Here is a 23,827-nt window from a genome sequence, read left to right as displayed (position 1 = left end):
TGTCTCCTCGGTTGTCGCTTCAGCTGTCACAGGTTCCAAGTTTAGACCTGTGTCCGCCCGTCACAGTAAGACTCACCCTAAAGTCACGAATTGGACATGAGGATCGAGCGATCGATTTCCGCGACCGATGCCAGCCCCGCCAGTCCCATGGTGAGATCCAGGTCGGCCAGGAGACTCCGGAGCGCATGACGCACTCCGTCCGCTCCGGCCAATCCCAACCCGTACACCCACGGCCGCCCGTACAGCACTGCGTCGGCACCCAAGGCCAGAGCCTTGATTACGTCTGCGCCACAACGAATTCCGGAGTCCATTAGGATGTCCACCTCATGCCCTACCGCATCAGCGACAGGACCGAGAGCATCGAGTGCCGAAATCGACCCGTCGACCTGACGCCCACCATGGTTGCTCACGACAATGCCGTTGGCCCCGGCCGCGACGGCCTCACGTGCGTCGTCGGGATGGACAATTCCCTTCACCGCGATCGGAAGTGTCGTCCACTGGCGAAGTTTCGCGATATCCGCGATCCGCACCGCATGATTGCCGAACAACGACACCCACGTGAGAACCGCGATCTGCAGCGCTTCTGCGCTCTCCTCGGGCGGCGTCGCCAGTTTGGCGCGGAACACCGGATCCGACAGGTAGTTGGCAATACCCTTCGCCTGCAGGAACGGAAGGTGACCGAGTTCGAGATCCCTTGGACGCCAACCCATACCGGGAGTGTCGGCAGTCAGGACGATAGCCTTCGCGCCCGCCGTCTCCGCTCGGCGGACAAACGACTCGGCAAGTTCGTCGTCGGCAGGCCAGTACAGCTGGTACCACCAGTTCTCGCCGGAGGCCGCCGCTACGTCTTCGATGGTCGAGGATGCCGCCGTCGAGAGAATCGATCCGATCCCCAACTCGGCGGTGACCGAACCGACCGCAACCTCGGCGTCGTCGTGGACCAAGCCGAGCACGCCCACCGGAGCCGTCAGGATCGGTGCAGCCAACCTCGTCCCCAACACCTCGACGCTCAGGTCGCGTGCGTCGGGCGCCGCAGTCCCCCGCAACATCCGCGGCACGATCGCATGCTTGTCGAACGCCCGCAGATTCGACACCGCGGTCCGTTCGGTCGACGCGCTACCGGCGATGTACCCGAAGGCCTCCGGTGAGAGTTGCTCGCGCGCGGCATCTTCCAAGCCTGCCGCAGTCATCGGCAAAGCCGGCTTCGCGCCGCTCAGTCCCGTCAGATAGATCTCGTTCTGCATGTTCCCGAAGTAAGTCACGTCCGCGACGGTAGCGGCAAAACACCCGTCAGCGGGGAGATTCGCTAGCGTCGTATCCATGTACGCCATAACGATCGATCAGCCCGGCGGTCCCGAGGTCATGAAATGGGCGCAGCAGCCCGATCCCGAACTGCCTCGCGGGCACGTACTCGTCGAGGTCGCCGCGACCGCGGTCAACCGCGCCGACCTGCTCCAACGCCAAGGCTTCTACCCGCCGCCGCCCGGCGCGAGTGACATCCTCGGCCTCGAATGCTCGGGCGTAATCGTCGAACTCGGCGAAGACGTCACGGGTTGGTCCGTCGGCGACGAAGTCTGCGCATTGCTGGCCGGCGGCGGCTACGCCGAGAAGGTCGCGGTGCCTGCAACACAACTTCTCCCGGTTCCCGCGGGCGTCGATCTCCGGGTCGCCGCGTCCCTGCCGGAAGTTGCGTGCACGGTGTGGTCCAACGTCGTGATGCGCGGAGGTCTCCGACGCGGACATGTTCTCCTCGTCCATGGCGGTGGCGGCGGAATCGGCACCCACGCCATCCAGGTCGGCAAAGCCCTCGGCGCCCGCGTCGCAGTTACCGCGGGTTCGGAGGAAAAATTGAACCGCTGCCGCGAATTGGGCGCGGACATTCTGATCAACTACCGCGACAGCGACTTCGTAGCATCACTCGCCGAAGCCACCGACAACCACGGCGCCGACGTGGTTCTAGACAACATGGGAGCGTCGTATCTCGGACGCAACGTCGACGCACTCGCCATGGACGGCCACGTCGTGATCATCGGAATGCAGGGTGGCCGCAAGGGCGAGGTCGACATCGCCAAGCTGATGGGCAAGCGCGGAAACATCACGTCGACGGGCCTGCGCGGGCGTCCGCTCACCGGCCCCGGCGGTAAAGCGGACATCGTCGCCGACGTCCGCGCGAAGCTGTGGCCGCTGATCGCAGACGGATCGGTTCAACCGATCGTGTCGACCGAACTTCCGATCACCGAGGCGCCATTAGCCCATCAATTGCTGGATTCGCCGGAAACCGTAGGCAAGGTCATCCTCACCGTGAAGTGAGCCGAGCGGGGTCGATCAGCCCAGGGCGCCGAGTTCGGCGACCAGCTGATTGATCTCGTACCGCGTCGTGTACGGCGCAAGGCCGACGGTGACCGCGCCACCTTCGTCGTTGACTCCGAGTGCGTCGAGCAGCCTGGAACCGCCGTGCGTACCGCTGACCGTCGCGATGCGCTTGTCGGCCAGATGCGCGGCGACCTTGTCTGCAGCCATGCCCTCGAGCGTGAAGCTGAGCGTCGGCACCCGCGTGGGTGCGCCGCCGATCACCATCACGTTGGGTAGGGCTGCGAGCGAACGCATGAGGTGATCGAACAGACCGTCCTGGTAGTCCTGCAGCGAGCTGATCGAGGTTTCCAGTCGCTCGCGCCGAGTTCCGGTTGCCGATTCGTCCAACCCGGCCAGGAAATCGATCGACGACGTGAGCCCGGACAGCAGCGCGAACTGATGACCGCCCACCTCGAGCCGCTCGGCGCCACGGGCATACGGATTGAGAGACACGGCAGGAATTCGGTCGAGCAATCCGGGATCTCGGAAAACGAGCGCACCGACCTGTGGACCACCCCACGACGGCGCACTGACGGCGACGATGTCCGCTCCGAGATCAGCCATGTCCACATGCGCATATGGCGCTGCACCGACGGCGTCGACCACCATCAGTCCGCCGAATTCGTGCAGACGATCAGCTGCGGCGCGGACGTTCGGAGCCGAACCGACGACCGGTGATGCGGCCGTCAAGGCCACCAAGCGAGTCGTCGAGGTGATGAGATCGTTGAACTGCCAACTCGGGAGTTCGCACGTTTCGATTTCGACCTCGGCCCATCGCACCTGAGCGCCGTAGCGACTGGCCACGCGAAGCCAGGGCGCGACGTTCGCCTCTTCGTCGAGGCGAGAGAGTACGAGACCGGTTCCGAGGCCCAACCGCGAACTGAGCGACTCGGCGAGCCATGCCAACAACACCGCTCGGTCTGATCCGAGAACGACTCCCGCAGGATCTCCGCCGACCAGATCGGCGACCGCGGTGCGCGCACTCTCGAGGATGGCAGCACTACGACGGTTCGAGACGTGGCGACCGGAGGAAGAAGATGCAGAGGCACGGAACGCGGTGGAGACCGTCCGCGAGACGGCGTCCGGGATCTGCATTCCGGCCTGCGGATCGAGGTGGATCCAGCCGTCACCGAGTGAGGGAATCAACCCCCGTACGCGGGCAACGTCGTAAGCCATGCTCGACACTCTAGGTGCAGACGCCCGCTTAGTCGAAGGCAGTCACCCAATTACCCGTCAGTACAGTTATTCGATAGCTAACTTTTTGGGGGTTAAGCGGCGTTTGTCGCCCACACACGACAAGATGGAAGCATGACGAACCCCGACAAAGAGCAGGTACTCGTTATCGGACCCGACGGTCGACCCGTCGCGATGCCGGCGGCCGAGGCAGAGGCCGCCGCCTCCGACACGGCCGAAGGCGCGGAAACAGAAGCCGAGTCCGTCGCCGAGATGGTCGAGCAGCCGGCGAAGGTCATGCGAATCGGCACGATGATCAAACAACTCTTGGAGGAAGTGCGCGCCGCGCCGCTCGACGACGCCAGCCGTAAGCGCCTCAAGGACATCCACACGTCGTCCATCCGAGAACTGGAACAGGGCCTCGCACCCGAACTCCGTGAGGAACTCGAGCGACTGAGCCTCCCGTTCACCGACGACTCCATTCCCTCGGACGCCGAACTGCGCATCGCACAGGCCCAACTCGTCGGCTGGCTCGAAGGACTGTTCCACGGAATTCAGACCGCGCTGTTCGCCCAGCAGATGGCAGCGCGCGCTCAGCTCGAACAAATGCGGCAGGGCGCACTGCCTCCCGGCATGAGCATCGGGGCTCCGCATTCACCTGCACATCCGGACCAACAGAGCCCGGGAACCGGCCAGTATCTGTAACCCGGACCACCACTAGGCCCGAGGGAAATCCGGCGCCGACGCCAGGCCGGTAGGCTCGACCTCCGTGTCAGCATCCGCAATCGAATCCGAGACGCCGGACGCACCTGCGCCCGTGTCCGACTCCCAGACGTTCCGTCGTGCATTCAAAGACCTTCGCGACGGTCTGAATCAGCGTGAGTTGTGGCTCAGCCTCGGCTGGCAGGACATCAAGCAGCGCTACCGCCGGTCGGTGATCGGACCGTTCTGGATCACGATCGCCACCGGCGTGCAGGCCACCGCCATCGGCATTCTGTACGCGGCCCTGCTGGACATGCCACTCCAGGAGTTCCTGCCGTACGTGACGGTGGGCCTGATCGTCTGGAACCTCATCAATGCCTCGATCATCGAGGGCTCCGAAGTCTTCGTCGCCAACGAAGGCCTGATCAAACAGCTGCCGTCGGCCTTGAGCGTGCACATCTATCGACTGGTGTGGCGGCAGATGTTGTTCTTCGCGCACAACCTCCTGATCTACGTGATCATGGTGGTGGCGTTCGGGGTCTGGCGGAACCTGAGTTGGGCGTCGTTGGCTGCGATCCCGGCGTTGGGACTGATCGTGCTCAACGCACTGTGGGTCTCGATCGTGTTCGGCATCTTCGCCACTCGATACCGTGACATCGCACCGATTCTGTCTTCGCTGACGCTGCTCCTTTTTGTGCTGACACCGATCATGTGGACCACGCAAAGCCTCGAGGCTCAGGGCGGCGCGGTCCGAGATCGCGCAAAGATCGCCGAACTGAATCCGCTGTTCCACTACCTGGACATCGTCCGCGCGCCGATGATCGGGCAGCCCCAAGAGCTGTACCACTGGTACATCGTCATCACGATCACGGTGGCCGGCTGGGCCGTCGCCTTGCTGGCGCTTCGCAAATACCGGGCCCGCGTGCCCTACTGGGTTTAGGGACATCGCAATGACCGAACATGTGAACATCTCAACGCACGATGCCTGCGTCGATTTCCCGATCTTCGACGCGAAGTCCCGATCGATGAAAAAGGCTTTCCTCGGCAAAGCGGGCGGCGCCATCGGCCGCAACAGTTCCGACGTCGTGGTCGTGGAAGCCCTGAAAGACATCACGATGACGCTCAAGGAGGGCGATCGTGTCGGTCTGGTCGGCCACAACGGCGCCGGGAAATCCACGCTGCTGCGCCTGCTCTCCGGAATCTACGAACCGACGCGCGGCTCAGCCACTATTCGTGGACGCGTCGCACCCGTCTTCGACCTCGGTGTCGGCATGGACCCGGAGATCTCCGGCTACGAGAACATCATCATCCGTGGCCTGTTCCTCGGTCAGACCCGCAAGCAGATGCTCGCGAAGATGGACGAGATCGCTGACTTCACCGAACTTGGTGATTACCTCGACATGCCGTTGCGCACGTACTCCACCGGCATGCGCGTTCGCATCGCCATGGGCGTCGTCACCAGTATCGATCCTGAGATCCTGCTACTCGACGAAGGCATCGGGGCTGTCGACGCCGAGTTCATGAAGAAGGCCAGAGTTCGGCTGCAAAAACTTGTCGAGCGGTCGGGCATCTTGGTGTTCGCCAGCCACTCCAACGAATTCCTCGCCCAGCTGTGCAACAGCGCGATGTGGATCGACCACGGCCAGATCCGGATGCAAGGCGACATCGAAGACGTCGTGCGCGCCTACGAAGGTGACGACGCCGCCGAACACGTGCGCCACGTCATCAAGGAAATGGAACGGGAGAACACACCGTGAGCGCACCCGAGAAAATCATCGGGGTCGTCGTCACGCACAAGCGTCGTGAACTGCTGGCCGAATCCTTGAAGGTCCTCAGCACCCAGTCGCGCCCGCTCGATCATCTGGTTGTCGTCGACAATGCCGACGAATCCGATGTGAAAGAGCTCGTCGACAACGCTCCACTGCCGACCAGTTACATCGGTTCTCAGCACAACCTCGGCGGTGCCGGAGGATTTGCTCTGGGCATTCTCTACGCACTTTCGCTCGGTGCCGACCGCGTCTGGCTCGCCGACGACGACGGGCGCCCGGAGGGCCCCGAAGTCCTGGAAACACTGCTCGACTGTGCAATTCGGAACGACCTGGCCGAGGTCTCCCCCGTCGTCTGCGACATTGACAACCCCGACCGCCTCGCTTTCCCACTTCGCCGCGGTACGTCGTGGCGCCGGTTGCGTTCCGAACTCGGCGACGAGGATCTCCTGCCCAGTATCGCGTCCCTCTTCAACGGCGCACTGTTCACCGCCGACGCGATCGATGCCGTCGGAGTTCCGGATCTACGCCTGTTCGTCCGCGGCGACGAGGTCGAAGTACACCGTCGCCTCGTGCGCTCCGGCCTGAAGTTCGGTACCTGCCTGCAAACTGCCTACGTCCACCCCAACGGCGCGGACGAGTTCAAGCCGATCCTCGGCGGACGCATGCACACGCAGTACCCCGACAACGACACGAAGCGCTACTTCACGTACCGCAACCGTGGATACATCCTCGCCCAACCGGGAATGCGGAAACTGCTTCCGCAGGAATGGGTTCGGTTCGGCTGGTACTTCCTGATCACACGCCGCGATCCGGCCGGACTGCGCGAGTGGATGCGATTGCGCAAGCTCGGCCGGGAAGAGAAGTTCGAACGTCCGAGTTAAGTCGGCCGCCCCGAGTTAATTCAGTTGCACAGTCGCGTCTGCGGCTGAGACGATTCTGATCCGACGCATGGTGCGTCCTGAGATTTTCGAGGAGTGAGTATCGATGACTGTCGTGTTCCGCAGTTTCAGCACCGTCAACATTCACACTTCTTCGTACTCGAGGACACACTCACCATGTCGGAAAACAGCACGCCCCTGACCGAATACGGTTGGAACGCAACACTCTCGAACACATTCACTGCCCTGGCCCCACCGGACTCCGCACCCGGGCGCGTTCTTCGCGTCGACCGCGGACGGTGTGACGTGGCCGTCGCCGAAGGCACAGTTCGCGCACTCAGCGGCAGCGATCCGCTCTGTACGGGTGACTGGGTCGCCGTGGCCGAGCTACGGGACTCACGCGAACCCGAAATGCACACGGTCACTTCGATACTCCCCCGATCAAGCAGCATCGTTCGATCCTCGGCATCGGGAAAATCGGAAGGCCAGATTCTGGCGGCCAATGTCGACACCGTCGTCATCGCCACGGCTTCGGACGGCGACGTCGATCTCGGGCGCATCGAGCGACTACTCGCGCTAGCCTGGGAGAGCGGCGCAGTGCCTGTCGTCGCACTCACCAAATCGGATGCAGCTCACTATATCTCGGACACTCTAGCTGAGGTCTGCGCCATTGCGCCCGGCGCAACAGTGCTGGCCGTCAGTGCCGAGACCAACGAAGGAATGGATGTACTCGATGCAGTTCTGGACGGCACCGTGGCGATACTCGGTCCATCCGGCGCCGGTAAGTCGACGCTCGCGAACGCCCTCCTCGCCGGGACAGCGTTCCTCACAGAAACCACCGGCAACAACCGACTCGAGACCGGTCGCGTTCGGGCCGGCGACGGAAAGGGACGCCACACCACCGTCACCAGAGAGTTGATCGCCTTCGCCGGCGGCCGGACGCTGATCGACACACCCGGCCTGCGAGGGGTTGGCATGTGGAACGCGGAGGAGGGGATCGACAAGGCGTTCCCCGAGATCGAGGAGCTGATTGCAGAATGCCGATTCTCCGATTGCGCACACAACTCCGAGCCGGGATGCGCAGTGCTGGGCGCACTCGGGCGTGGCGATATAGATGAGCGAAGACTCACGAGCTACCGGAAACTACAGCGAGAGAACGCGTGGAATGCTGCGCGAAGCGATGCACGTCTGCAGGCAGAGAGGACGCGGGAGATCAAGGTGATCTCCCGACAACTCAAGAGTCACTACCGCGGGCGCGAACGGTAGCGAACGAATCCTGGCAGCATGGGGGGTGATCCCGACGAGAGGTTGCCATGTTCGAGCGGTTCCGTTCAAGCGCCAGGACCAAGCTTCAGCGTGCGGTATCCGAGGTGGTCGAGGACGCCGACCGGCGCAACGCAGATCGCACGCAGCAGATCCTCGATGCGCTGACGCTCTCACGTGACGAACTGGCCGGAGCCCGCGCTGACATCGCGGGCCTCCGGTCCAGGATCGACGAGCTGGAATTTCGTCAGCGACGGGATCTGGCCTACGCCGTGGACCTGGAAGCGACGGCGTCGACCGCCGAATTCATCCTCGAACACCTTCGCGTCGCCGAGACATTCGGCCACCCACACGACACGCTGCGCCATGCACTGAGCTTGATCGAAATACCCGGCATGGCACTCGAATTCGGCGTTGCCAGCGGAACCACACTCAGGATCGTCGCGGAGGCTTTCACCGAACGCGAGGGGACCGTCGCGGGTTTCGACGTGTTCTCCGGTCTTCCGGAAACGTGGCGGACCGGGTTCCCGGTCGGCGAGTTCGCTCAGGAATCCATCCCCGAAGTCCCAGGGGCGCAACTTGTTCCGGGCCTCTTCGAGGACACCTTGCCCTCGTTCTTGAACGACGAATCCGGCCCCGTTGCGTTCCTGCACCTCGACGCCGACCTCTACTCGTCCACCAAGACGGTGCTCGATCTCCTCGGCGACCGACTGGTCCCCGGGTCGATCGTCGTCTTCGACGAGTTCTTCAACTATCCCGGGTGGCAGGAGCACGAGTACCGGGCGTGGACGGAGTTCGTCACACGCACCGGCATCTCGTTCGAATACCTCGGGTACACCGTCGACAACGAGCAGGTCATCGCCAAGATAGTGCGCTAACGCTCACTTCTCGTACAGACGCGCCCAGTTCTCTCGACTCGTCAGTTCCGGCATCGCAGCACGGTACTTCGCCGACACGGCAGGGGCTTCCTTCTGGAACCGACGCAGTAGCTTGACCGTTCGAATCAAGAGAGCGCGCCCCGTGTCTTTGTCTCGCTGCCGGATACGTACCCCCGATTGCGAAGCATCGGTGACGACAACATGGTCGAACCGCGAGATGTGCCACCAATGTGCGTCTTCGCGCGGGATATTGATCAGTCCGCCGCGGGTGCGCCCCAACCACTGGTCCACCGCACGCTTGGCCAGGATTACTCGCATCAGGCTCGGTTCGCCGCCGGCGCGCTCGGTGTGGAGTTCGTTCGAGGGAACCGGAGCCGTGGCAGCGTCGTGTTTGATCGTCTCCGCATATTGCGCTCGGCCGGCGCGGATACTTGCCATCGCCTCGATGCCGCCGTCCCGCAACGCCTCCGGACCGTCGAGGTAGTCCTCGATGCCCTTCAGCGTCGTGAATGCCAGGCCGTATTGCATTCCGACGAGGAATTCGGAGATCTGGCGGAAGAACTGACGTGAGAGTCCCTTGGTGTCAAGGTCGCTGTGCAATGACCCGACGACGAGCGAGTTGCGCGTACTGAAGTAGCGTGCCCAGTCGTCGAAGTCCTTCCAGTAGAAGTCGGCATGCCACACGGCAGCGTTGGGCAACGTGACGGTGACGAATCCCGCTTTCCGAGCTCGGATTCCGTACTCCACGTCATCCCACTGGAAGAAGATCGGAACGGGCAATCCGATGGCTTCGACAACTTCGGCGGGGATCAGGCACGTCCACCAGGCGTTGTATCCCGCGTCGACTCGACGCTCTTGGCGCTTCTTGAGCATGCTCGTGTTGATGAGAGCCTTGGGAACTCGCTGCCCGTGATGGAGAGTCTTCAGATCTACGTCTTCGGCACCGACATTGAGAAAATCGGGATTGAGCAGATACATCATCTGCGCGCCCACCAAGGTCGGTTCCACCGTCATGTTGGCAAAAGCGTTGAGGCGCAACACTGTTTCCGGCTCACACAGAATGTCGTCGTCCATCAGAATGACGTCGGCGAGATCTGCCCCGTCGGATGTGGCTTCGAACAATCCACGCGAAAAACCGCCAGCTCCACCGAGATTCGGCTGCTGCAGGTACTTCAGCTTGTCGCCCAGCTTGTCTGCCGCCTCGACGAAGCGCGCCCGATCTTTCACCAGGTCGTTACCCTGATCGACGACATATACCGAGCTGACGAGGTCACGCACCGTGGCGTCGGAAGCCAGTGCAGCAACGGTCTCGGCACAATCGTCGGCCCGATTGAAGGTGCAGATCGCCACCGAGACCGGGCGAACCGTCTCGGGAGCTGCCACGGTCCATTCCAAGTGGTCGATCGCCATCGGAGCGTCGAGTGAATCCACTTCGAGCCACAGGGCGCCGCCGTCGACGAACTTGTCCAACGGTGAGGTCAACGTGACCTCCGAAGACCCCGATCCGTCGCGGGTTTCGAGAATGCGGCGATGGCCGGCGATATCCGAAGCAACCATCCGGACGCGGAACCGGCCCTCACTCTCGATCCGCAGCGATGCCGCGACCTCGGTGACAGTCGTCCACCGCTGCCAGTAGCTGGCCGCGAAACGCCCGAAATAGGTGTTGGTGCTGATCCGTGCACCCTTGTCCAGGGCAACTCGGTGCCGGGTCCGCTCACCGGAGCCCTTCCGGAACTCGACGTACAGGTCGTCGTTGACTATCGGCGACATCCCGACGAACACGCCGCGCTGGACCACCAAACGGTGAGCCTTGACCTGCCCGTTCTCCGGCACCCCCACCTTTACCTGCTCGGGCATATGACTCCTACCGTGACTCTTGAAAAGCTGTACCTGTCACTCGCAGGGTATCCGAGGTGGAATTACCCCCGAAACTCGAAAACACGGCCTCGGCTACTGTCTCTGGTGCATCCACCCGTGCGACCTGGAGATCCCTTGACACTCGAACTACCCGCTCCCACCCGTCGGGAACGCTGGAGCTGGGGCGCTGTGGTCCCAGCAGTCGTGTGCCTCGCATTCTTCGCGATCGTCACGGTGGACCCTCGCTACTTCTACGTCGACGACACCGAATCCGGTGCTGTCGGCAACTGGGTTCAGCTGGGCCATCTGATGAGAGAGGGTCAATTCCCGTCTCTGGTCCTGGATCAGTGGATGGCGGGAAACTATCCGGTCGAAGGCCAGGGCGGGCTGTGGAACCCGGTACAGATCTTCATCAACTACATCGCACCGTCGGTCGACGATCTCGCTCTGCTCGCCACGCTGGTCAAGTTGGCATTCGCGATCATCCTCGGGTGGGGCGTCTATCGAGTCTGCCTCGAATACGGAGCTCGCCCCTACTGGGCGGCCGTCGCCGGAAGCGCAGTTCCCTTTGCCGGTTTCACTCTGTATTTCGAGTACCCGTCGTGGGTTACGTCGGTGATCGGAATGGCATGGGTGGTGCAGGCGTGGGCCAGCGGAATTCGCTATGCCCGCGGCCGGTCGGGGCCGATACCTGTGTTCGTCTTCCTCTACCTCGCGATCAGCGTCGGCTACGTCCATGCGGCATTGATGGCCGGAGTGACCGTCGGGGCACTGATGGTGGGCGAATACATCCGCAGTCCGCAATGGCGGACAACGGTGAAGCTCGGACTTGTCGGCATCGCGGCCGCCGCCTGCGGAGCCATCACATTTCTGCCCGGACTGCTCTCCTCTGCCGTCACCTGGCGCACCGGCGAAGAAGGCACGTTCAACGACAACTTCCTGACCGCACCGTGGTCCGAAACACTCACAGCGAGCATTCCGTCGTCGGTTTCGAGCATCGAGTCCTGGACAGGTGAGACCACCTACGCACCGATCACGTACATCGCATGGTTCGCGATACCGGCACTGGCTTTCATCGGCTGGCGGAAAGCACAAGGGTCGCTGCGAGAGTTGGTAACCCCGCTACTGCTGCTGGCTTTCATTCTGCTGTTCACCGCTGGTCCCAGCGACATCGGCCAGATTCGGTGGCCGGCACGGCTACTTCCTTTCGTCGCGGTGTTCTCCCTGGTGTTACTCGGGGTGCTGCTGAGCCGATTCGGGACTTTGGACAAGCTGCGATCACGCGTCACCGCTGCAGCGTTGATCGTGTTCGTCTTGATGATTCGCGCCAGTTCCTCGGGTCCGCAGTACTTCATCCGACATCTCACCTGGGCTGTCGTGATCATCGCTGTCGGAGCACTCGCCATCTATCTCGGTCGTAGATACGGCGCCCCGGCGATCGCGGGTCTACTGATTCTCACCATCGCTCCGGTGACTCTGTATCAAGTGATCGCGTACCCGCAGGCACTGAACAAGTGGTACCTGCCGACCAGCCAATCCGAAGCCAAGGCGAACTTTCCGGATTTCCCGGGCACGACCCTTCAGCTCGGTAATCGCGCGCTGATCCGAATCGATGCCGAAACGACAGAACTTCCGTGGACTTCGCAGGTGTACGGAAACTACGCGAAGGTCCTCGATCTCGACTACGTGAACGCGTACACCCCTGTCGGCCACGCCGACTTCGCATCACTGTTGTGCATGGGATTCGACGGTTCGACCTGCGACGACGCTCATCGAAATGTGTTCAGGCCGGACGAATACACCGGCAGAACCAGCGCAGACCTGATGCTGCTCGACCGCGTCGTCCTTCAGCGCAAGCAGTACCCGGGCGCCGACAACGAGCCCGCCCCGCCCGGATGGCACTGGGCAGACGTGCCCGAGGTTGCCCAAGAACAGATCTACATCCTCGAACGCGACGCCGGCCCGATCTCCGGTCAACCGGGCCGAGTTTCCGCAACGGTCAATGCCGACGCACGGTCCGAGTACATGAGCGTCAAGAACGAGCGTGTACGAGTCAGCTCACCGGGCGGTGGCAGCGTCGTCTTCGCACGGTTGGCATGGCCGGGCTACACCGCGACCCTCGACGGCGAACCAATCCCCACCAAAGGTCTCGGCGGAACGTACCTCTACGTCGATCTGCCGCCTGGCACCGACAACGCCGAACTGGTGATCAACTTCCGGTCTCCGGGACAGCGGATCGGCTACGTCGGAATGGGCTTCGGGCTCGTTCTCCTCGCAGGCCTCTCCGTGATCTACTACCGCGACAGGCGTCAGAGCCTGGACGGAACCTCCGCGATCACCACGGATTCGTTGTAGATGAACGGCTTTCCCATCCACCGCGGAAAGGGGAACGACAGCGAGCGCCTGACAACAAGACCGTTGTCCGCACATATCTTTTCGAGGTCGACGCCGTCGAGAAAGACGGTATGCGTGGGATCGCTGGCGAAGCCACGCTCCTGAGGGCAGATCAGCATGACCGTCGCGCCCGGTTCCAGGAAAGGAAGGTACTCGGCGACGATGCCGGAAGCTTCGCCCGCCGGAAGGTGCTCGAGGAGATGCGCCATCAGCATTCCGTCGAAGGTTCGCGGATCGCTTTCGGCATGAAATTCCGCCGACGAGTACGCCTCGAAACCGAGCGATCGGCAGAACTCCACCGAATGTTCGTTGTGGTCCACTCCGACGCTGCCAGGGGGAAGATTACGCAGATTCCGGCCGATTCCGCAGCCGACATCGAGGACTCTCCGGCCACCGAGGAATCGTCTGATATTCCACTGATAGGGCGCTTGGACGTTCAGGACGCGCTTCCATCTGGCGCCTTGTAGCTCCCGCAATCTCGCGGTGTACTCGGTGTCGGTGGTGTCACCGACGTCAGCCATGTCGGCTCTTCCAGGAACGCCGGTGTTCTCGCGATTGTTCTTGCGTCGATCGTTGGTGTGATCTTCGAACTCGGCCACCGGGACTCACTTTCGTCGAGTGATCCGGATCATAACTACACGGTTCGCCGACACGTACGCCCCCACGCCGAGAAGCCGACCCCCGGCGACGTATACACTCCCCGCCTGTGAAGACCGATGGCACACCCGAGTCGGTGCAACCGCACCGAATTTCCGTCGTCGTGCCGGTTTACCAGGGCGAACGCACTCTCAATGCCCTCATCGACGAGATACTCCCCCTGACGAAAACGCAGACCACTCCCGGCGGGCGACCGCTGGTCGTCGAAGAAGTCCTTCTCGTCTTCGACCACGGTCCGGACGGATCAGCTGCCGTCATCCGTGAACTGGCGAGACAGCACGACTTCATCCGACCCATCTGGCTCTCACGCAACTTCGGCCAACACCCGGCAACACTGGCGGGAATGGCATCGAGTGGGGGCGAATGGGTCGTCACCATGGACGAGGACGGCCAGCACAACCCGGCGGACATCGGTGGACTCCTCGACACTGCACTGGACCAACAAGCCACCCTCGTCTACGCGCAACCAGTGAACGCGGCACCCCACGGAGCGCTACGGAACGCGGCGTCGAAGTCGTCGAAATGGCTGACCACCAAGATTCTCTCGTCCGAGAACTCCGTGAAGTATCAAAGCTTCCGCCTCGTCCTCGGCGAGGTCGGACGGTCTGTCGCCGCATACGCCGGATCCGAGGCATACCTCGACGTGGCGCTCGGCTGGATCGCCGGCGAGGTCACCACCAGTCCGGTTCAACTGCGTGAGGAACGCGGACGCGCATCTGGATACCACCTCAGAAGCCTGCTGTCGCATTTCTGGCGAATGGTGCTCTCCAGCGGCACCAAAGGCCTCCGAATGGTCAGCCTGATCGGTTTCCTGTTTGCCGTCGGTGGCCTCGTCATCGTCCTCTACGTGTTGGCGTCGTACGTGTTCTTCGACGCCGGCGTCGAGGTACGTGGATGGGCGTCGACGATGATCGTGATGCTGTTCGGTTTCGGGGCAGTGCTCTTCTCGTTGGGTGTGATCGCCGAGTACATCGGTGTCGCGGTCAAGACAGCAATGGGAAAGCCGCCGTATCTCATCGTCAGCGACCCCGCGGCAGGCCCATTGGGGCGCCGGAACGCCACCGAGCCACCCGCGTAGCAATGGATGTCCCCACGTGGGTAGTCGGCAGCGGCGGCCTCCTCGGCAGCTCTGTGGCCCGCGAACTCGATCGCCGTGGGACCGATATTCGCACCAGCCGCGTCCCCTGGGGCGAACCCGCTCTGGCCAGGGAAATCCTGTTCGCCGATGCCAGAAAACTAGTTACGGACGCAGCCGGTGGCCCGTGGCGAATGGCGTGGTGCGCCGGCGCAGGTGTGAACGGTACGAGCAGTGACGAGTTCGCTCGCGAGAACCAACTCATGAAGGACGTCCTGGACGAATTGAGGACCGCAGGTGCCGGCATCGGGACCGTCTTCCACGCATCTTCCGCCGGCGGCGTCTACGCCGGAGCTCCTGGCGCACCGCACACCGAAACAAGCGCGACCAGACCACTGGCCGACTACGGGCGAGCAAAGCTCGATGCCGAATCGATTGTTCACGAATTCGGCTCCAGAAGCGGAAACCGTACTGTCATAGGAAGATTCGCGAATCTGTATGGTCCGGGTCAGAATCTCGCGAAACCCCAAGGCCTGATTTCGCATCTGTGCCGGGGCTATCTATTGTCGATGCCCATTTCGATCTATGTCCCCATGGACACGCTTCGGGACTACATCTACGTCTCCGATGCCGCCGAAATGGTGGTCGACAGCTTCACTCGAGCGGAAATATCGCCGGAATCAACGACCACCAAGATCTACGCGTCCGGACGCAGCGTCACCATCGGAGCGATCCTCGGCGCCTGCCACACGGTATTCAGAAAACGCCCGAACGTGGTGCTCGCCAGTTCTCCACTCGCCTCGGCGCAAGCCCGCGACCTAAGGCTGCGATCGACCGTCTGGACTGATCTGGACCAGCGCACACATCGCCCGTTGCCTGCCGGAATAGCGTCGACCCTCGACTCCATCCGTCGTAATCTGGCAGCACGCTAGGAGGTGGTCTTCTCCCCCGCGGCCACGTATGCCTGCTCGGTTGCGTCCTTCTGCGGACGCCACCACGCTTCGTTGTCGCGGTACCAGTCGATTGTTGCTTCGAGACCACTGCGGAAGTCCTCGTAGCGAGGTGACCAGCCCAGTTCTTCCCGGAGCAGACTCGAATCGATCGCGTACCTCACGTCGTGACCCGGGCGATCGGTGACAAAATCGAACTCGTCGGCGCCGCGACCCAATATCTGCAGAATCGACTCCATGACGGTTCGGTTGTTCACCTCACCGTCGGCGCCGATCAAGTAGGTCTGACCGATCCGGCCACCGTCGATGATCGCCCAGACCGCGCTGTTGTGGTCGTCGACATGAATCCAGTCACGGACGTTCAAACCGTCGCCGTACAACTTGGGACGCAATCCGGCGAGAACATTAGTGATCTGACGCGGGATGAACTTCTCGACATGTTGATACGGGCCGTAATTGTTCGAGCAGTTCGACAGGGTCGCCCGGACGCCGAAGGAACGCGTCCACGCGCGCACCAACATGTCGCTCGATGCCTTGGTCGACGAGTAGGGGCTCGACGGGTTGTACGCCGTGGACTCCGTGAAACGGTCCGGATCGCCCAGTTCGAGATCTCCGTACACTTCGTCGGTGGAAATGTGGTGATACCTGACATCGTGCTTGCGCACAGCCTGCAGCAGCGTGAACGTTCCCACGATGTTGGTCTGCACGAACGGCCACGGATCAGCGAGCGAATTGTCGTTGTGCGACTCGGCGGCAAAATGAACGACGACGTCCGCAGCGCCCACCAGTTCATCGACGAGAGATGCGTCGGTGATGTCGCCGTGAACAAACGTGATGCGTTCGGCTATCGAATCGAGCGAAGACTTGTTGCCTGCATAGGTCAGCGCGTCGAGCACCGTGACCTCGGCGTCAGGACGCTCCGCAACCGTCTGATGGACGAAATTGGCGCCGATGAAGCCTGCCCCGCCAGTCACGAGAACTCTCACGTTTGCGCCTCCACGATCACCGAATCGAACCGATCAACCTATCGGCCACGCACGATACCGTGCGCCCGAGATTTGTTTCTCCAGCGAACACTGGAACACTTCGAGGCATGCGCGGAATCATTCTGGCGGGCGGCACGGGGTCGAGGTTGCACCCCATCACGCTCGGCGTGAGCAAACAGCTGGTCCCCGTCTACGACAAACCGATGATCTACTACCCGCTCAGCACCCTGATGCTGGCCGGGATCCGCGACATCTTGATCATCACCACAGAAGACGACGCACCGCAGTTCCAGCGGTTACTCGGCGACGGCTCGCAGTTCGGCGTCGACCTGACCTACCAGATCCAGCACGAGCCGAACGGTCTCGCGCAAGCATTTGTACTCGGCGCCGGCCATATCGGCTCGGAATCCGCGGCGCTGGTCCTCGGTGACAACATCTTCTACGGCCCGGGTCTGGGCAGTAAGCTCACGCGCTTCGAGAACATCGACGGCGGCGCCGTCTTCGCGTATTGGGTTTCCGACCCCACGGCCTACGGAGTCATCGAGTTCGACCGCGAGGGCAAAGCAGTCTCGCTGGAGGAGAAGCCGACAAACCCGCGCTCGAATTACTCGGTGCCCGGATTGTATTTTTACGACAACGACGTCGTCGCCATCGCCAAAGACCTCGAACCATCGGCACGCGGCGAATACGAGATCACCGACGTCAACCGTGCATATCTCGAAGCTGGTCGCCTCCAGGTCGAAGTACTTCCTCGCGGCACCGCGTGGCTCGACACCGGAACTTTCGATTCGCTTCTCGACGCGTCGAACTACGTTCGCACGATCGAGGAGCGTCAGGGACTCAAAATCGGCGCGCCCGAAGAAGTTGCCTGGCGGCACGGATTCATCACCGACGACGAGCTACGCATTCGGGCTGAAAAGCTCCTGAAATCCGGATACGGAAAATACCTTCTCGAACTTCTCGACCGCGGCAAGGACTGGTGACATGGCAGATACTCACGTGATGAGCCAGTATCGCGAATTGAAGGTTCCCGGCGCCTGGGAATTCACGCCCAAGCAGTTCGGCGACGACCGCGGAGTCTTCCTCGAATGGTTCCGCGAACCCGGATTCTCCGAAATCACCGGCCGCACGCTCGACCTTCAGCAGGCCAATTGCTCGGTCTCCGCTGCCGGTGTCCTACGCGGCATCCATTTTGCCGACGTCCCTCCTGGCCAGGCCAAATACGTCACGTGTGTCAAAGGCGCGATCCTCGACATCGCCGTCGACCTACGCGTCGGATCGCCGACCTTCGGCCAGTGGGATTCGGTCCTTCTCGACGATGTCGACCGCAGAGCGATCTTTCTGTCCGAGGGGCTGGGCCACGCCTTCATTTCCCTCGAGGACAACTCGACGGTGGTCTACCTGTGCTCGACGGGATACGCCCCCGAGCGCGAGCACGAGGTTCATCCCCTCGATCCCGACATCGCGATCGACTGGCCCACCGTGGGTCGTGGCGGTGAGCCCTTGAACATCACGCTGTCGGCAAAGGACACAGCAGCACCGTCGCTTCAAGATGCCGTGTCAGCCGGGCTGCTGCCCACGTTCGGCGAAGGCTGATGGCTTCACCGGATTCGACTGCAACACCCCCCGCCGGAATGGACGGCAGGCCGGGTCCGTTGATGCGCGTCGTCAAGAATCAGGCCCTTGCGTTTCTGCTCGTCGGCGGAGTCAACACAGTTCTCGGAACTGCCTGGTTCATTGCCTGGCAGATCGCGCTCGGCGATCAGTTCGGCTACCACTTCGCGATCGTTGCCGGATACGTCTGCAACCTGCTGTGTGCTTTTGCGATGTACCGCTACCTGGTCTTCGAAGTTCGCGGTCACTTCCTGCGCGACTTCTGGCGATTCGTCGTCGTCAACTTCGGCGCCTTCGTGATCAACCTCGCGCTGATGACCGTCGCCGTCTCGGTCTTGCACTTTCCGCCCATCCCGTCACAACTCGTCATCACAGCAGTAACCGCAACGGCAAGTTTCTTCGGTTACCGCGATTTCTCGTTCAGTCGAAACAAGAGAACAGGCACCTCATGACTCCGCGTGTTTCCGTCGTCGTCCCGGCCTACAACAATGCCGACTACATTGCCGAGACGATCGACTCGATCCTGAATCAGACCTATCAGGACTTCGAATTGATCATCTCGGATCATTCGTCGACCGACGACACCGTCAAGGTCCTCGCCCGGTACGCCGACGATCCGCGAATCGAGATCTTGTCGACCGAAGCCGGCGGCGGAGCGAAGCGAAACTGGGACCGGGTCAGCGAAGCCGCGAACGGCGAGCTCCTGAAACTCGTATGCGGTGACGACACCATCTACCCCGAGTGCCTGGCGGAACAGGTCGCGGCATTCGACGAGCACCCATCGGTTGTACTCGTAGCCTCGCAACGCAAACTGGTTGATGCGAACGGAAAGACCATCCTTTCCGCGCGCGGACTTGCAGGGTTGAAGGGACTGGTCACCGGGCGCGACGCAGCCCGCAAGACGGTGACGGCAGGAGCGAACATCTTCGGCGAGCCCGGATGTGTGCTCATGAAGCGGTCCGCTCTCAAGGCAATCGGTTGGTGGGACGACACCAACCCCTACGTCATCGACGAAGCCACCTACACCGCAGTCGCATTGCAGGGCGACGTTTATGCGATCGCCAAGCCGCTCGCGTCCTTCCGGGTCAACGCCGGACAGTGGAGTGTTCGTCTGGCCAAAGATCAGGCACGCCAGGCAGCGGCATTCCACAAAGATCTCCGGGAATCGGATCCGACCCTGATCTCAGCGATGGACGTCCGAATCGGCGATGCTCGCGCACTCGCCACCTCGTTCATGCGTCGCGGTGTCTACATGTTGTTGCGCCATCGCATGTCTTGATCGTTGCCGGTTGGGTAATCTTCAGCTTTCACACTCGATGGGATGACGACCGGCGGGACGGACGGCTGGATGACCAAACGTGCGAGCAGACGCGGCCTGTGGACGGCCGTCGTTCTCGCAGCCGGACTCGGCGGTCTCGCGCTGGTCGCCCCACCACTGACTCCAGGCACGATCGAGTCCGCCCCCGTCACGGTCATCACGACCACCCCACCCGCGCCGGTTGTTCCGCTCTCCCCGGAGGAGCTCGCGGCCCGGGTGGTCCCCACCATCGTCACCATCACCGCGCCGGCCGGATTCACCACCACCGCCGGAACCGGGATCGTGCTCTCCCCTGACGGAGTGGTGCTGACGAATCACCACGTCATCAGCGGAGCCTCGGACGTCACCGCCGTCAGCATGTCCAACGGACTGATCTACGACGCCGAGATCCTCGGTTACGACAGCGTCAGCGACCTTGCCGTCCTGCGCCTCGCGGGCGCCACCGATCTGCCGGTGGCAGTGGTCGGCAAGTCCGCGGAAGCCGCTCGTGGGGATGCCGTCACCGCTATCGGAAATGCCGAAGGTGGCGGAGTACCCGTCCCGGCTCCCGGCGTCGTCACCAATCTCGGTGTCACCGTCAACACTCGCAACGTGTCCGACGGATCGCGAAACCAGTTGAAGGGCCTCATCGAGGTGGACGCGGATATCCGGCCGGGCGATTCCGGTGGCCCGCTGGTCAACGCTGTCGGCGAGCTGATCGGTGTCAGCAGCGCGGGCAACGCCGTCACCGAACGCACCGAAACCTCGCCGGCCCCCCAGTCCTACGCGATACCGATCGACACGGCACTACCGATCGTCGAGCAGGTGCTCGGTGGCCGATCGTCCGAGACCGTGCGCGTGGGACCGACACCCGTACTGGGCGTCGCGGTGAAGGACCACGCTGAAATGCCGCCCGGCGCGGAAGTTGTTGCCGTGAGCTTCGATTCGCCGGCCGAACGAGTGGGGCTCACCAAAGGTGCGGTCATCACGGAGTTCGGGGGCAGCCGGATCGCGTCGTCCGCGGACCTCAATGCGGCGATGAGCTCGCACCGCCCCGGCGACACCGTCGCGCTGACGTGGGTGGACGCAACGGGGCAGCCCGGAACCGGTTCCCTGGTCCTCGACGAGGGGCCACCTCGCTAGCCTCCAAAGGCTCTAGCCGTGAAAGCATCGTGGCATGACCACGGTTCTCATGCTCACCTGTGACGGCGCCGCCCGCGAGGCGGATGTCGAAAGCAAACTCGTCATGGAAGCTCTCACCACCTACGGCATTGCGTCGACAATGGCTCCGTGGTCGAGTCCGTCCCTCCACGACATCGACGCCGACCTGGTTCTGATCCGGTCGACGTGGGACTACACGCAGCGCCTCGAGGAGTTTCTCGCCGTTCTCGATCAGCTGACCGCTCCGATCGCCAATCCCCTCTCGATCGTGAAGTGGAACGCCCACAAGGGATACCTGACCGAACTTGCCGCGGCCGGCGTCCCCATCGTCCCCACCGCTGTGATCACTGCCGGAAAGAGCGAAACACTCACCCTCCCTTCGTTCGAGAGTGACGACGTCATCGTCAAGCCTGCGGTGTCCGCCGGCGCTGTCGGAGTGGGAAAATTTGCCGCCGGGTCCGCACAGGCCCACGCTCACCTCAGCTCCATCCTCGAGAGCGGCAACGACGCATTGGTCCAGCCCTTCATCTCGGACGTCGTCGACGGCGAGCGATCGATCATCCACATCGGCGGATGCTACTCCCATGCGGTCCGGAAGATCCCGGCCGACAACGACTTCCGTGTGCAGGAATACCACGGCGGAACCAACCACCTCCACGATCCGTCCACCGCCGAACTCGCGTTGGCGGACGCGGCACTGGCCGCAGCTCCGTGCCGACCCGGCGAATTGCTTTATGCGCGTGTGGACGTCGTGGGACCAGTGGATCAACCACTGCTCATGGAAGTGGAATTGATCGAGCCCGAACTCTTTCTGCCCTTCGCCCCTGGATCTCCCGACGCCCTCGCACGGGCAGTTGTCGCGTCACTGCGCACGTGACTCCTGGGGCGGGACCGCATCGAGCCTGGCACGAATGAACGTGGCAACGTCACGTAGCGCCGCCCGGCTCTCCGGCAAGCCAGGCCAGACGGCAGGAAACGCGTGAACCTGGCCGTTCCAGATCTGCAGCGAGCATGACACTCCCGCTGCGGCGAGCCGCTGCGCCATCACCTCCGAATCAACTCTGAGCACCTCGGATTCGGCGACGATCAGCAACGACGGCGGCAACGCGGCCAGATCGCCGTCGACGGGTGAGTTCGTCTGTCCGCCAAGCTTTCCGATCGCCATCAAGGCCGACACCGGGGCGATCACGTCGCGTCGAGCGTTGGCATGGACCGACTTGGTAGTGCAGTCGAGATCAAGGAGCGGCGAGAGCCCGACAAGGCCGGCGGGAACCTCGAGTCCCGCGGAAACAGCTGCAAGCGCCGTCGCGAAAACCAGGAAACCTCCGGCCGAATCGCCAACGAAGACAACCTTTTCCGGCAAGGCCCCCTGTTCGAGGAGCCACCGGTATGCATCCAGGCAGTCGTCGACGGACCCGTTGATACTTGTCTTCGGCAGCTGCCGATACGCGACGTGCAGGACCGGAAGGCCGGTTCGCTTGGCGATGCCGGCAACCACCGGCCGATGCGTGTTGAGCCCGCAGCACATGAACCCGCCGCCGTGCAGGTAGAGGACAACACCGTCGCGCAGATCAGCCGTCGAGCCTGCCGTGCGGACGAGTTCGCCGGCGAAACCCGGAAAACGAATGGCCTCCCGATCGATCCCGGACGGAATGCGTACACCTGCGGCCGAGTCCAGAACTGCGGCGCGGCGCATCGCGCCAGGCGTCAGCGGGGCGATCCCGACTACGGGCCGAAGCATCCATCGGCACGCGTTGTAGAGGACCTGCGATTCGATACTCGGCCTGCCGTATCGAGTTCCGGTCCTACGACTGACAGTCGGCAACAGAGACATCTGTCCAGATTAGAAGCGATCAGGCACCGAAGAGGTCGACTTCGTCGAGATCGTCGACGATCGTGACCTTTCGTTTCCGCCCGCCGATGACCTTGCCCAGACCGCGCAGTCCACCGGACTGAGCTTTCGGGGCGGGTTCGATGCGCTGAGGCGCAACTCTCGTCCGCGCTGCGCGCTGAACGGGCTTGGGTGCGGGAGCTACTGCAGGCGCTGCGGGTTCGGGAATATCTGCGGGAACCACCGCTTCCGGAATCTCTGCTGGAACCACCGCTTCCGGCTCCACAAAACCTTGAACAACCTGGGTCTCGGGGGTCGGCTCAGCGACTTCCTCCACCTGCACCGGTCCGTCGATCACCGGGATGTCCGACGCCCACCGGACCCGATACTCGAGGCCACGCGACGCCAGTTCACGCGCGAGATCGCCATGCCAGACCCCGTCTTCGCCGTCGCCGTATGCCCGTGCGTCGGAGCTGACCCAGATCACGTCGACGCCCGGGTTCCGGTCGGCGAGATCGAGCACGGTCAGCCAGTTCAGCGTCGCCGGATATCCGTCTCGCTTCTTCTTGTCGGTATAGGGCCGACGCAGCGAGATCGCCCTCTCGGCCACCTCGAGATGCGAAACGTCGACTGGATCGACCACTTCGACGCCGATCGCCACGAGGTCTTCGATCACGTCGTCGACGTAGCCGTCGGCCTTGTCGTGAGCCGCGTCGACAAACCTCGTGAGGTCGCGCCGCAATCCCAGTCGGTCGTACATGCGCGCCTGGACGCTCAGGGCCGCGATCATCTCCGCCGATTCCTCGCGGTAGCGACTCGCAACCTCGAGTACGACCAATCGCGGCACGACGACGCGGTGTCCGAGTGCGCGAGCGTCGGCGATTGCGGTGTCGAACCGTGCACCCCTGGTCAGGGCCGAAGAATCGAGAACGATGATCATGGGCTCGATTCTCTCTCGAGAAACCGGACGAATGCGCTAATCCACCCCGA

The 23,827-nt window shown here is 62.7% G+C and carries 23 protein-coding genes; 16 read left to right on the top strand and 7 right to left on the bottom strand.

All coding sequences use genetic code 11. The features are described from left to right. Nucleotides 1-83: 83 nt before the first annotated feature. Nucleotides 84-1,322 (bottom strand): lactate 2-monooxygenase, encoded by a 1,239-nt coding sequence (locus ACFT1A_RS01665; RefSeq protein WP_044480920.1) that lies wholly within the window; start codon nt 1,320-1,322, stop codon nt 84-86. On the opposite strand from ACFT1A_RS01665, the gene ACFT1A_RS01660 reads away from it, so the two are divergent. Next, a complete protein-coding gene (locus ACFT1A_RS01660) occupies nt 1,321-2,310 on the top strand; it encodes an NAD(P)H-quinone oxidoreductase (RefSeq protein ID WP_378445578.1) in 990 nt (329 codons plus the stop codon). The genes ACFT1A_RS01665 and ACFT1A_RS01660 overlap by 2 nt on opposite strands. A gap of 15 nt (nt 2,311-2,325) precedes the next feature. On the opposite strand, the gene ACFT1A_RS01655 is transcribed toward ACFT1A_RS01660, so the two are convergent. Next, entirely contained in the window at nt 2,326-3,528 is a 1,203-nt protein-coding gene (locus tag ACFT1A_RS01655) for a cysteine desulfurase-like protein (protein ID WP_007731767.1), read from the bottom strand. Between the two features lie 132 nt (nt 3,529-3,660). Here ACFT1A_RS01655 and ACFT1A_RS01650 point away from each other — a divergent pair, with 132 nt between their 5' ends. The 6 genes from ACFT1A_RS01650 to ACFT1A_RS01625 all read left to right on the top strand — a co-directional run bounded on the left by ACFT1A_RS01650 (nt 3,661) and on the right by ACFT1A_RS01625 (nt 9,015). Next, nucleotides 3,661-4,230: a bacterial proteasome activator family protein gene (locus ACFT1A_RS01650; RefSeq protein ID WP_378375063.1), complete on the top strand. Its 570-nt coding sequence runs from the start codon at nt 3,661-3,663 to the stop codon at nt 4,228-4,230. A gap of 64 nt (nt 4,231-4,294) precedes the next feature. Next, nucleotides 4,295-5,167 (top strand): ABC transporter permease, encoded by an 873-nt coding sequence (locus ACFT1A_RS01645; RefSeq protein WP_314673295.1) that lies wholly within the window; start codon nt 4,295-4,297, stop codon nt 5,165-5,167. Nucleotides 5,168-5,177: 10 nt separating this feature from the next. Then, nucleotides 5,178-5,984 (top strand): ABC transporter ATP-binding protein, encoded by an 807-nt coding sequence (locus tag ACFT1A_RS01640; protein WP_378445577.1) that lies wholly within the window; start codon nt 5,178-5,180, stop codon nt 5,982-5,984. Beyond that, nucleotides 5,981-6,877, top strand: coding sequence for a glycosyltransferase (locus ACFT1A_RS01635; RefSeq protein ID WP_378445576.1), 897 nt, complete (start codon nt 5,981-5,983; stop codon nt 6,875-6,877). The genes ACFT1A_RS01640 and ACFT1A_RS01635 overlap by 4 nt, the downstream gene beginning before the upstream one ends. Nucleotides 6,878-7,051: 174 nt before the next feature. Beyond that, on the top strand, nt 7,052-8,140 hold the full coding sequence (rsgA, locus tag ACFT1A_RS01630) for a ribosome small subunit-dependent GTPase A (RefSeq protein ID WP_378445575.1): 1,089 nt from the start codon (nt 7,052-7,054) through the stop codon (nt 8,138-8,140). Between the two features lie 47 nt (nt 8,141-8,187). Next, nucleotides 8,188-9,015: a TylF/MycF/NovP-related O-methyltransferase gene (locus ACFT1A_RS01625; protein WP_378445574.1), complete on the top strand. Its 828-nt coding sequence runs from the start codon at nt 8,188-8,190 to the stop codon at nt 9,013-9,015. A gap of 3 nt (nt 9,016-9,018) precedes the next feature. On the opposite strand, the gene ACFT1A_RS01620 is transcribed toward ACFT1A_RS01625, so the two are convergent. Then, on the bottom strand, nt 9,019-10,872 hold the full coding sequence (locus tag ACFT1A_RS01620) for a glycosyltransferase (RefSeq protein WP_378445573.1): 1,854 nt from the start codon (nt 10,870-10,872) through the stop codon (nt 9,019-9,021). Between the two features lie 135 nt (nt 10,873-11,007). On the opposite strand from ACFT1A_RS01620, the gene ACFT1A_RS01615 reads away from it, so the two are divergent. Next, nucleotides 11,008-13,227, top strand: coding sequence for a hypothetical protein (locus ACFT1A_RS01615; protein ID WP_378445572.1), 2,220 nt, complete (start codon nt 11,008-11,010; stop codon nt 13,225-13,227). Here the strand turns inward: ACFT1A_RS01615 and ACFT1A_RS01610 are convergent. Next, a complete protein-coding gene (locus ACFT1A_RS01610) occupies nt 13,182-13,865 on the bottom strand; it encodes a class I SAM-dependent methyltransferase (RefSeq protein WP_378445571.1) in 684 nt (227 codons plus the stop codon). The genes ACFT1A_RS01615 and ACFT1A_RS01610 overlap by 46 nt on opposite strands. A 107-nt stretch (nt 13,866-13,972) precedes the next feature. Between ACFT1A_RS01610 and ACFT1A_RS01605 the strand changes: the two genes are divergently transcribed. Further along, entirely contained in the window at nt 13,973-15,001 is a 1,029-nt protein-coding gene (locus ACFT1A_RS01605; RefSeq protein ID WP_378445570.1) for a glycosyltransferase, read from the top strand. Between the two features lie 2 nt (nt 15,002-15,003). Next, a complete protein-coding gene (locus tag ACFT1A_RS01600) occupies nt 15,004-15,930 on the top strand; it encodes an NAD-dependent epimerase/dehydratase family protein (RefSeq protein WP_378445569.1) in 927 nt (308 codons plus the stop codon). Here ACFT1A_RS01600 and rfbB read toward each other — a convergent pair. Further along, nucleotides 15,927-16,934, bottom strand: a complete 1,008-nt coding sequence (rfbB, locus tag ACFT1A_RS01595) for a dTDP-glucose 4,6-dehydratase (protein ID WP_378445568.1) — start codon at nt 16,932-16,934, stop codon at nt 15,927-15,929. The two genes, ACFT1A_RS01600 and rfbB, sit on opposite strands and share 4 nt — an antisense overlap. Before the next feature lie 107 nt (nt 16,935-17,041). Here rfbB and rfbA point away from each other — a divergent pair, with 107 nt between their 5' ends. From rfbA to ACFT1A_RS01565, 6 genes are read left to right on the top strand one after another with little or no spacing between them, the layout of a single operon-like run. Continuing rightward, nucleotides 17,042-17,917: a glucose-1-phosphate thymidylyltransferase RfbA gene (gene rfbA, locus ACFT1A_RS01590; RefSeq protein WP_378445567.1), complete on the top strand. Its 876-nt coding sequence runs from the start codon at nt 17,042-17,044 to the stop codon at nt 17,915-17,917. 1 nt (nt 17,918) lies between these two features. After that, nucleotides 17,919-18,530: a dTDP-4-dehydrorhamnose 3,5-epimerase family protein gene (locus tag ACFT1A_RS01585; protein WP_378445566.1), complete on the top strand. Its 612-nt coding sequence runs from the start codon at nt 17,919-17,921 to the stop codon at nt 18,528-18,530. Next, nucleotides 18,530-19,000, top strand: a complete 471-nt coding sequence (locus ACFT1A_RS01580) for a GtrA family protein (RefSeq protein ID WP_378445565.1) — start codon at nt 18,530-18,532, stop codon at nt 18,998-19,000. Before ACFT1A_RS01585 ends, ACFT1A_RS01580 begins: the two co-directional genes overlap by 1 nt. Next, nucleotides 18,997-19,827 (top strand): glycosyltransferase family 2 protein, encoded by an 831-nt coding sequence (locus tag ACFT1A_RS01575; RefSeq protein ID WP_378445564.1) that lies wholly within the window; start codon nt 18,997-18,999, stop codon nt 19,825-19,827. The genes ACFT1A_RS01580 and ACFT1A_RS01575 overlap by 4 nt, the downstream gene beginning before the upstream one ends. Nucleotides 19,828-19,869: 42 nt before the next feature. Then, a complete protein-coding gene (locus tag ACFT1A_RS01570) occupies nt 19,870-20,988 on the top strand; it encodes a S1C family serine protease (protein ID WP_378445563.1) in 1,119 nt (372 codons plus the stop codon). Nucleotides 20,989-21,022: 34 nt separating this feature from the next. Further along, nucleotides 21,023-21,883 carry a RimK family alpha-L-glutamate ligase gene (locus ACFT1A_RS01565; protein WP_378445562.1) on the top strand — a complete coding sequence of 287 codons (861 nt, stop codon included), beginning with the start codon at nt 21,023-21,025 and terminating at the stop codon, nt 21,881-21,883. Here ACFT1A_RS01565 and ACFT1A_RS01560 read toward each other — a convergent pair. Together ACFT1A_RS01560 and ACFT1A_RS01555 are read right to left on the bottom strand one after the other, a co-directional pair. Beyond that, nucleotides 21,869-22,840 (bottom strand): alpha/beta hydrolase, encoded by a 972-nt coding sequence (locus tag ACFT1A_RS01560; RefSeq protein WP_378445561.1) that lies wholly within the window; start codon nt 22,838-22,840, stop codon nt 21,869-21,871. The genes ACFT1A_RS01565 and ACFT1A_RS01560 overlap by 15 nt on opposite strands. A gap of 19 nt (nt 22,841-22,859) precedes the next feature. Beyond that, a complete protein-coding gene (locus ACFT1A_RS01555) occupies nt 22,860-23,777 on the bottom strand; it encodes a PIN domain-containing protein (protein WP_378445560.1) in 918 nt (305 codons plus the stop codon). Nucleotides 23,778-23,827 lie beyond the last annotated feature (50 nt).

Source organism: Rhodococcus sp. NPDC057135, assembly GCF_042670865.1.
Lineage (GTDB): Bacteria > Actinomycetota > Actinomycetes > Mycobacteriales > Mycobacteriaceae > Rhodococcus_F.
Note: the sequence above shows the minus strand (reverse complement) of the source record. Positions and strands in the feature narration are given on the sequence as shown.

What these genes read in the sequence shown, in the direction of transcription:
- ACFT1A_RS01665 (WP_044480920.1), bottom strand. Translation starts at nt 1,322, where the DNA reads ATGGATACGACGCTAGCGAATCTCCCCGCTGACGGGTGTTTTGCCGCT.
- ACFT1A_RS01620 (WP_378445573.1), bottom strand. Translation starts at nt 10,872, where the DNA reads ATGCCCGAGCAGGTAAAGGTGGGGGTGCCGGAGAACGGGCAGGTCAAG.
- rfbA (WP_378445567.1), top strand. Translation starts at nt 17,042, where the DNA reads ATGCGCGGAATCATTCTGGCGGGCGGCACGGGGTCGAGGTTGCACCCC.
- ACFT1A_RS01560 (WP_378445561.1), bottom strand. Translation starts at nt 22,840, where the DNA reads ATGTCTCTGTTGCCGACTGTCAGTCGTAGGACCGGAACTCGATACGGC.
- ACFT1A_RS01600 (WP_378445569.1), top strand. Translation starts at nt 15,004, where the DNA reads ATGGATGTCCCCACGTGGGTAGTCGGCAGCGGCGGCCTCCTCGGCAGC.
- ACFT1A_RS01575 (WP_378445564.1), top strand. Translation starts at nt 18,997, where the DNA reads ATGACTCCGCGTGTTTCCGTCGTCGTCCCGGCCTACAACAATGCCGAC.
- ACFT1A_RS01580 (WP_378445565.1), top strand. Translation starts at nt 18,530, where the DNA reads ATGGCTTCACCGGATTCGACTGCAACACCCCCCGCCGGAATGGACGGC.
- rsgA (WP_378445575.1), top strand. Translation starts at nt 7,052, where the DNA reads ATGTCGGAAAACAGCACGCCCCTGACCGAATACGGTTGGAACGCAACA.
- ACFT1A_RS01625 (WP_378445574.1), top strand. Translation starts at nt 8,188, where the DNA reads ATGTTCGAGCGGTTCCGTTCAAGCGCCAGGACCAAGCTTCAGCGTGCG.
- ACFT1A_RS01565 (WP_378445562.1), top strand. Translation starts at nt 21,023, where the DNA reads ATGACCACGGTTCTCATGCTCACCTGTGACGGCGCCGCCCGCGAGGCG.
- ACFT1A_RS01585 (WP_378445566.1), top strand. Translation starts at nt 17,919, where the DNA reads ATGGCAGATACTCACGTGATGAGCCAGTATCGCGAATTGAAGGTTCCC.
- ACFT1A_RS01640 (WP_378445577.1), top strand. Translation starts at nt 5,178, where the DNA reads ATGACCGAACATGTGAACATCTCAACGCACGATGCCTGCGTCGATTTC.
- ACFT1A_RS01655 (WP_007731767.1), bottom strand. Translation starts at nt 3,528, where the DNA reads ATGGCTTACGACGTTGCCCGCGTACGGGGGTTGATTCCCTCACTCGGT.
- ACFT1A_RS01570 (WP_378445563.1), top strand. Translation starts at nt 19,870, where the DNA reads ATGACGACCGGCGGGACGGACGGCTGGATGACCAAACGTGCGAGCAGA.
- ACFT1A_RS01650 (WP_378375063.1), top strand. Translation starts at nt 3,661, where the DNA reads ATGACGAACCCCGACAAAGAGCAGGTACTCGTTATCGGACCCGACGGT.
- ACFT1A_RS01660 (WP_378445578.1), top strand. Translation starts at nt 1,321, where the DNA reads ATGTACGCCATAACGATCGATCAGCCCGGCGGTCCCGAGGTCATGAAA.
- ACFT1A_RS01555 (WP_378445560.1), bottom strand. Translation starts at nt 23,777, where the DNA reads ATGATCATCGTTCTCGATTCTTCGGCCCTGACCAGGGGTGCACGGTTC.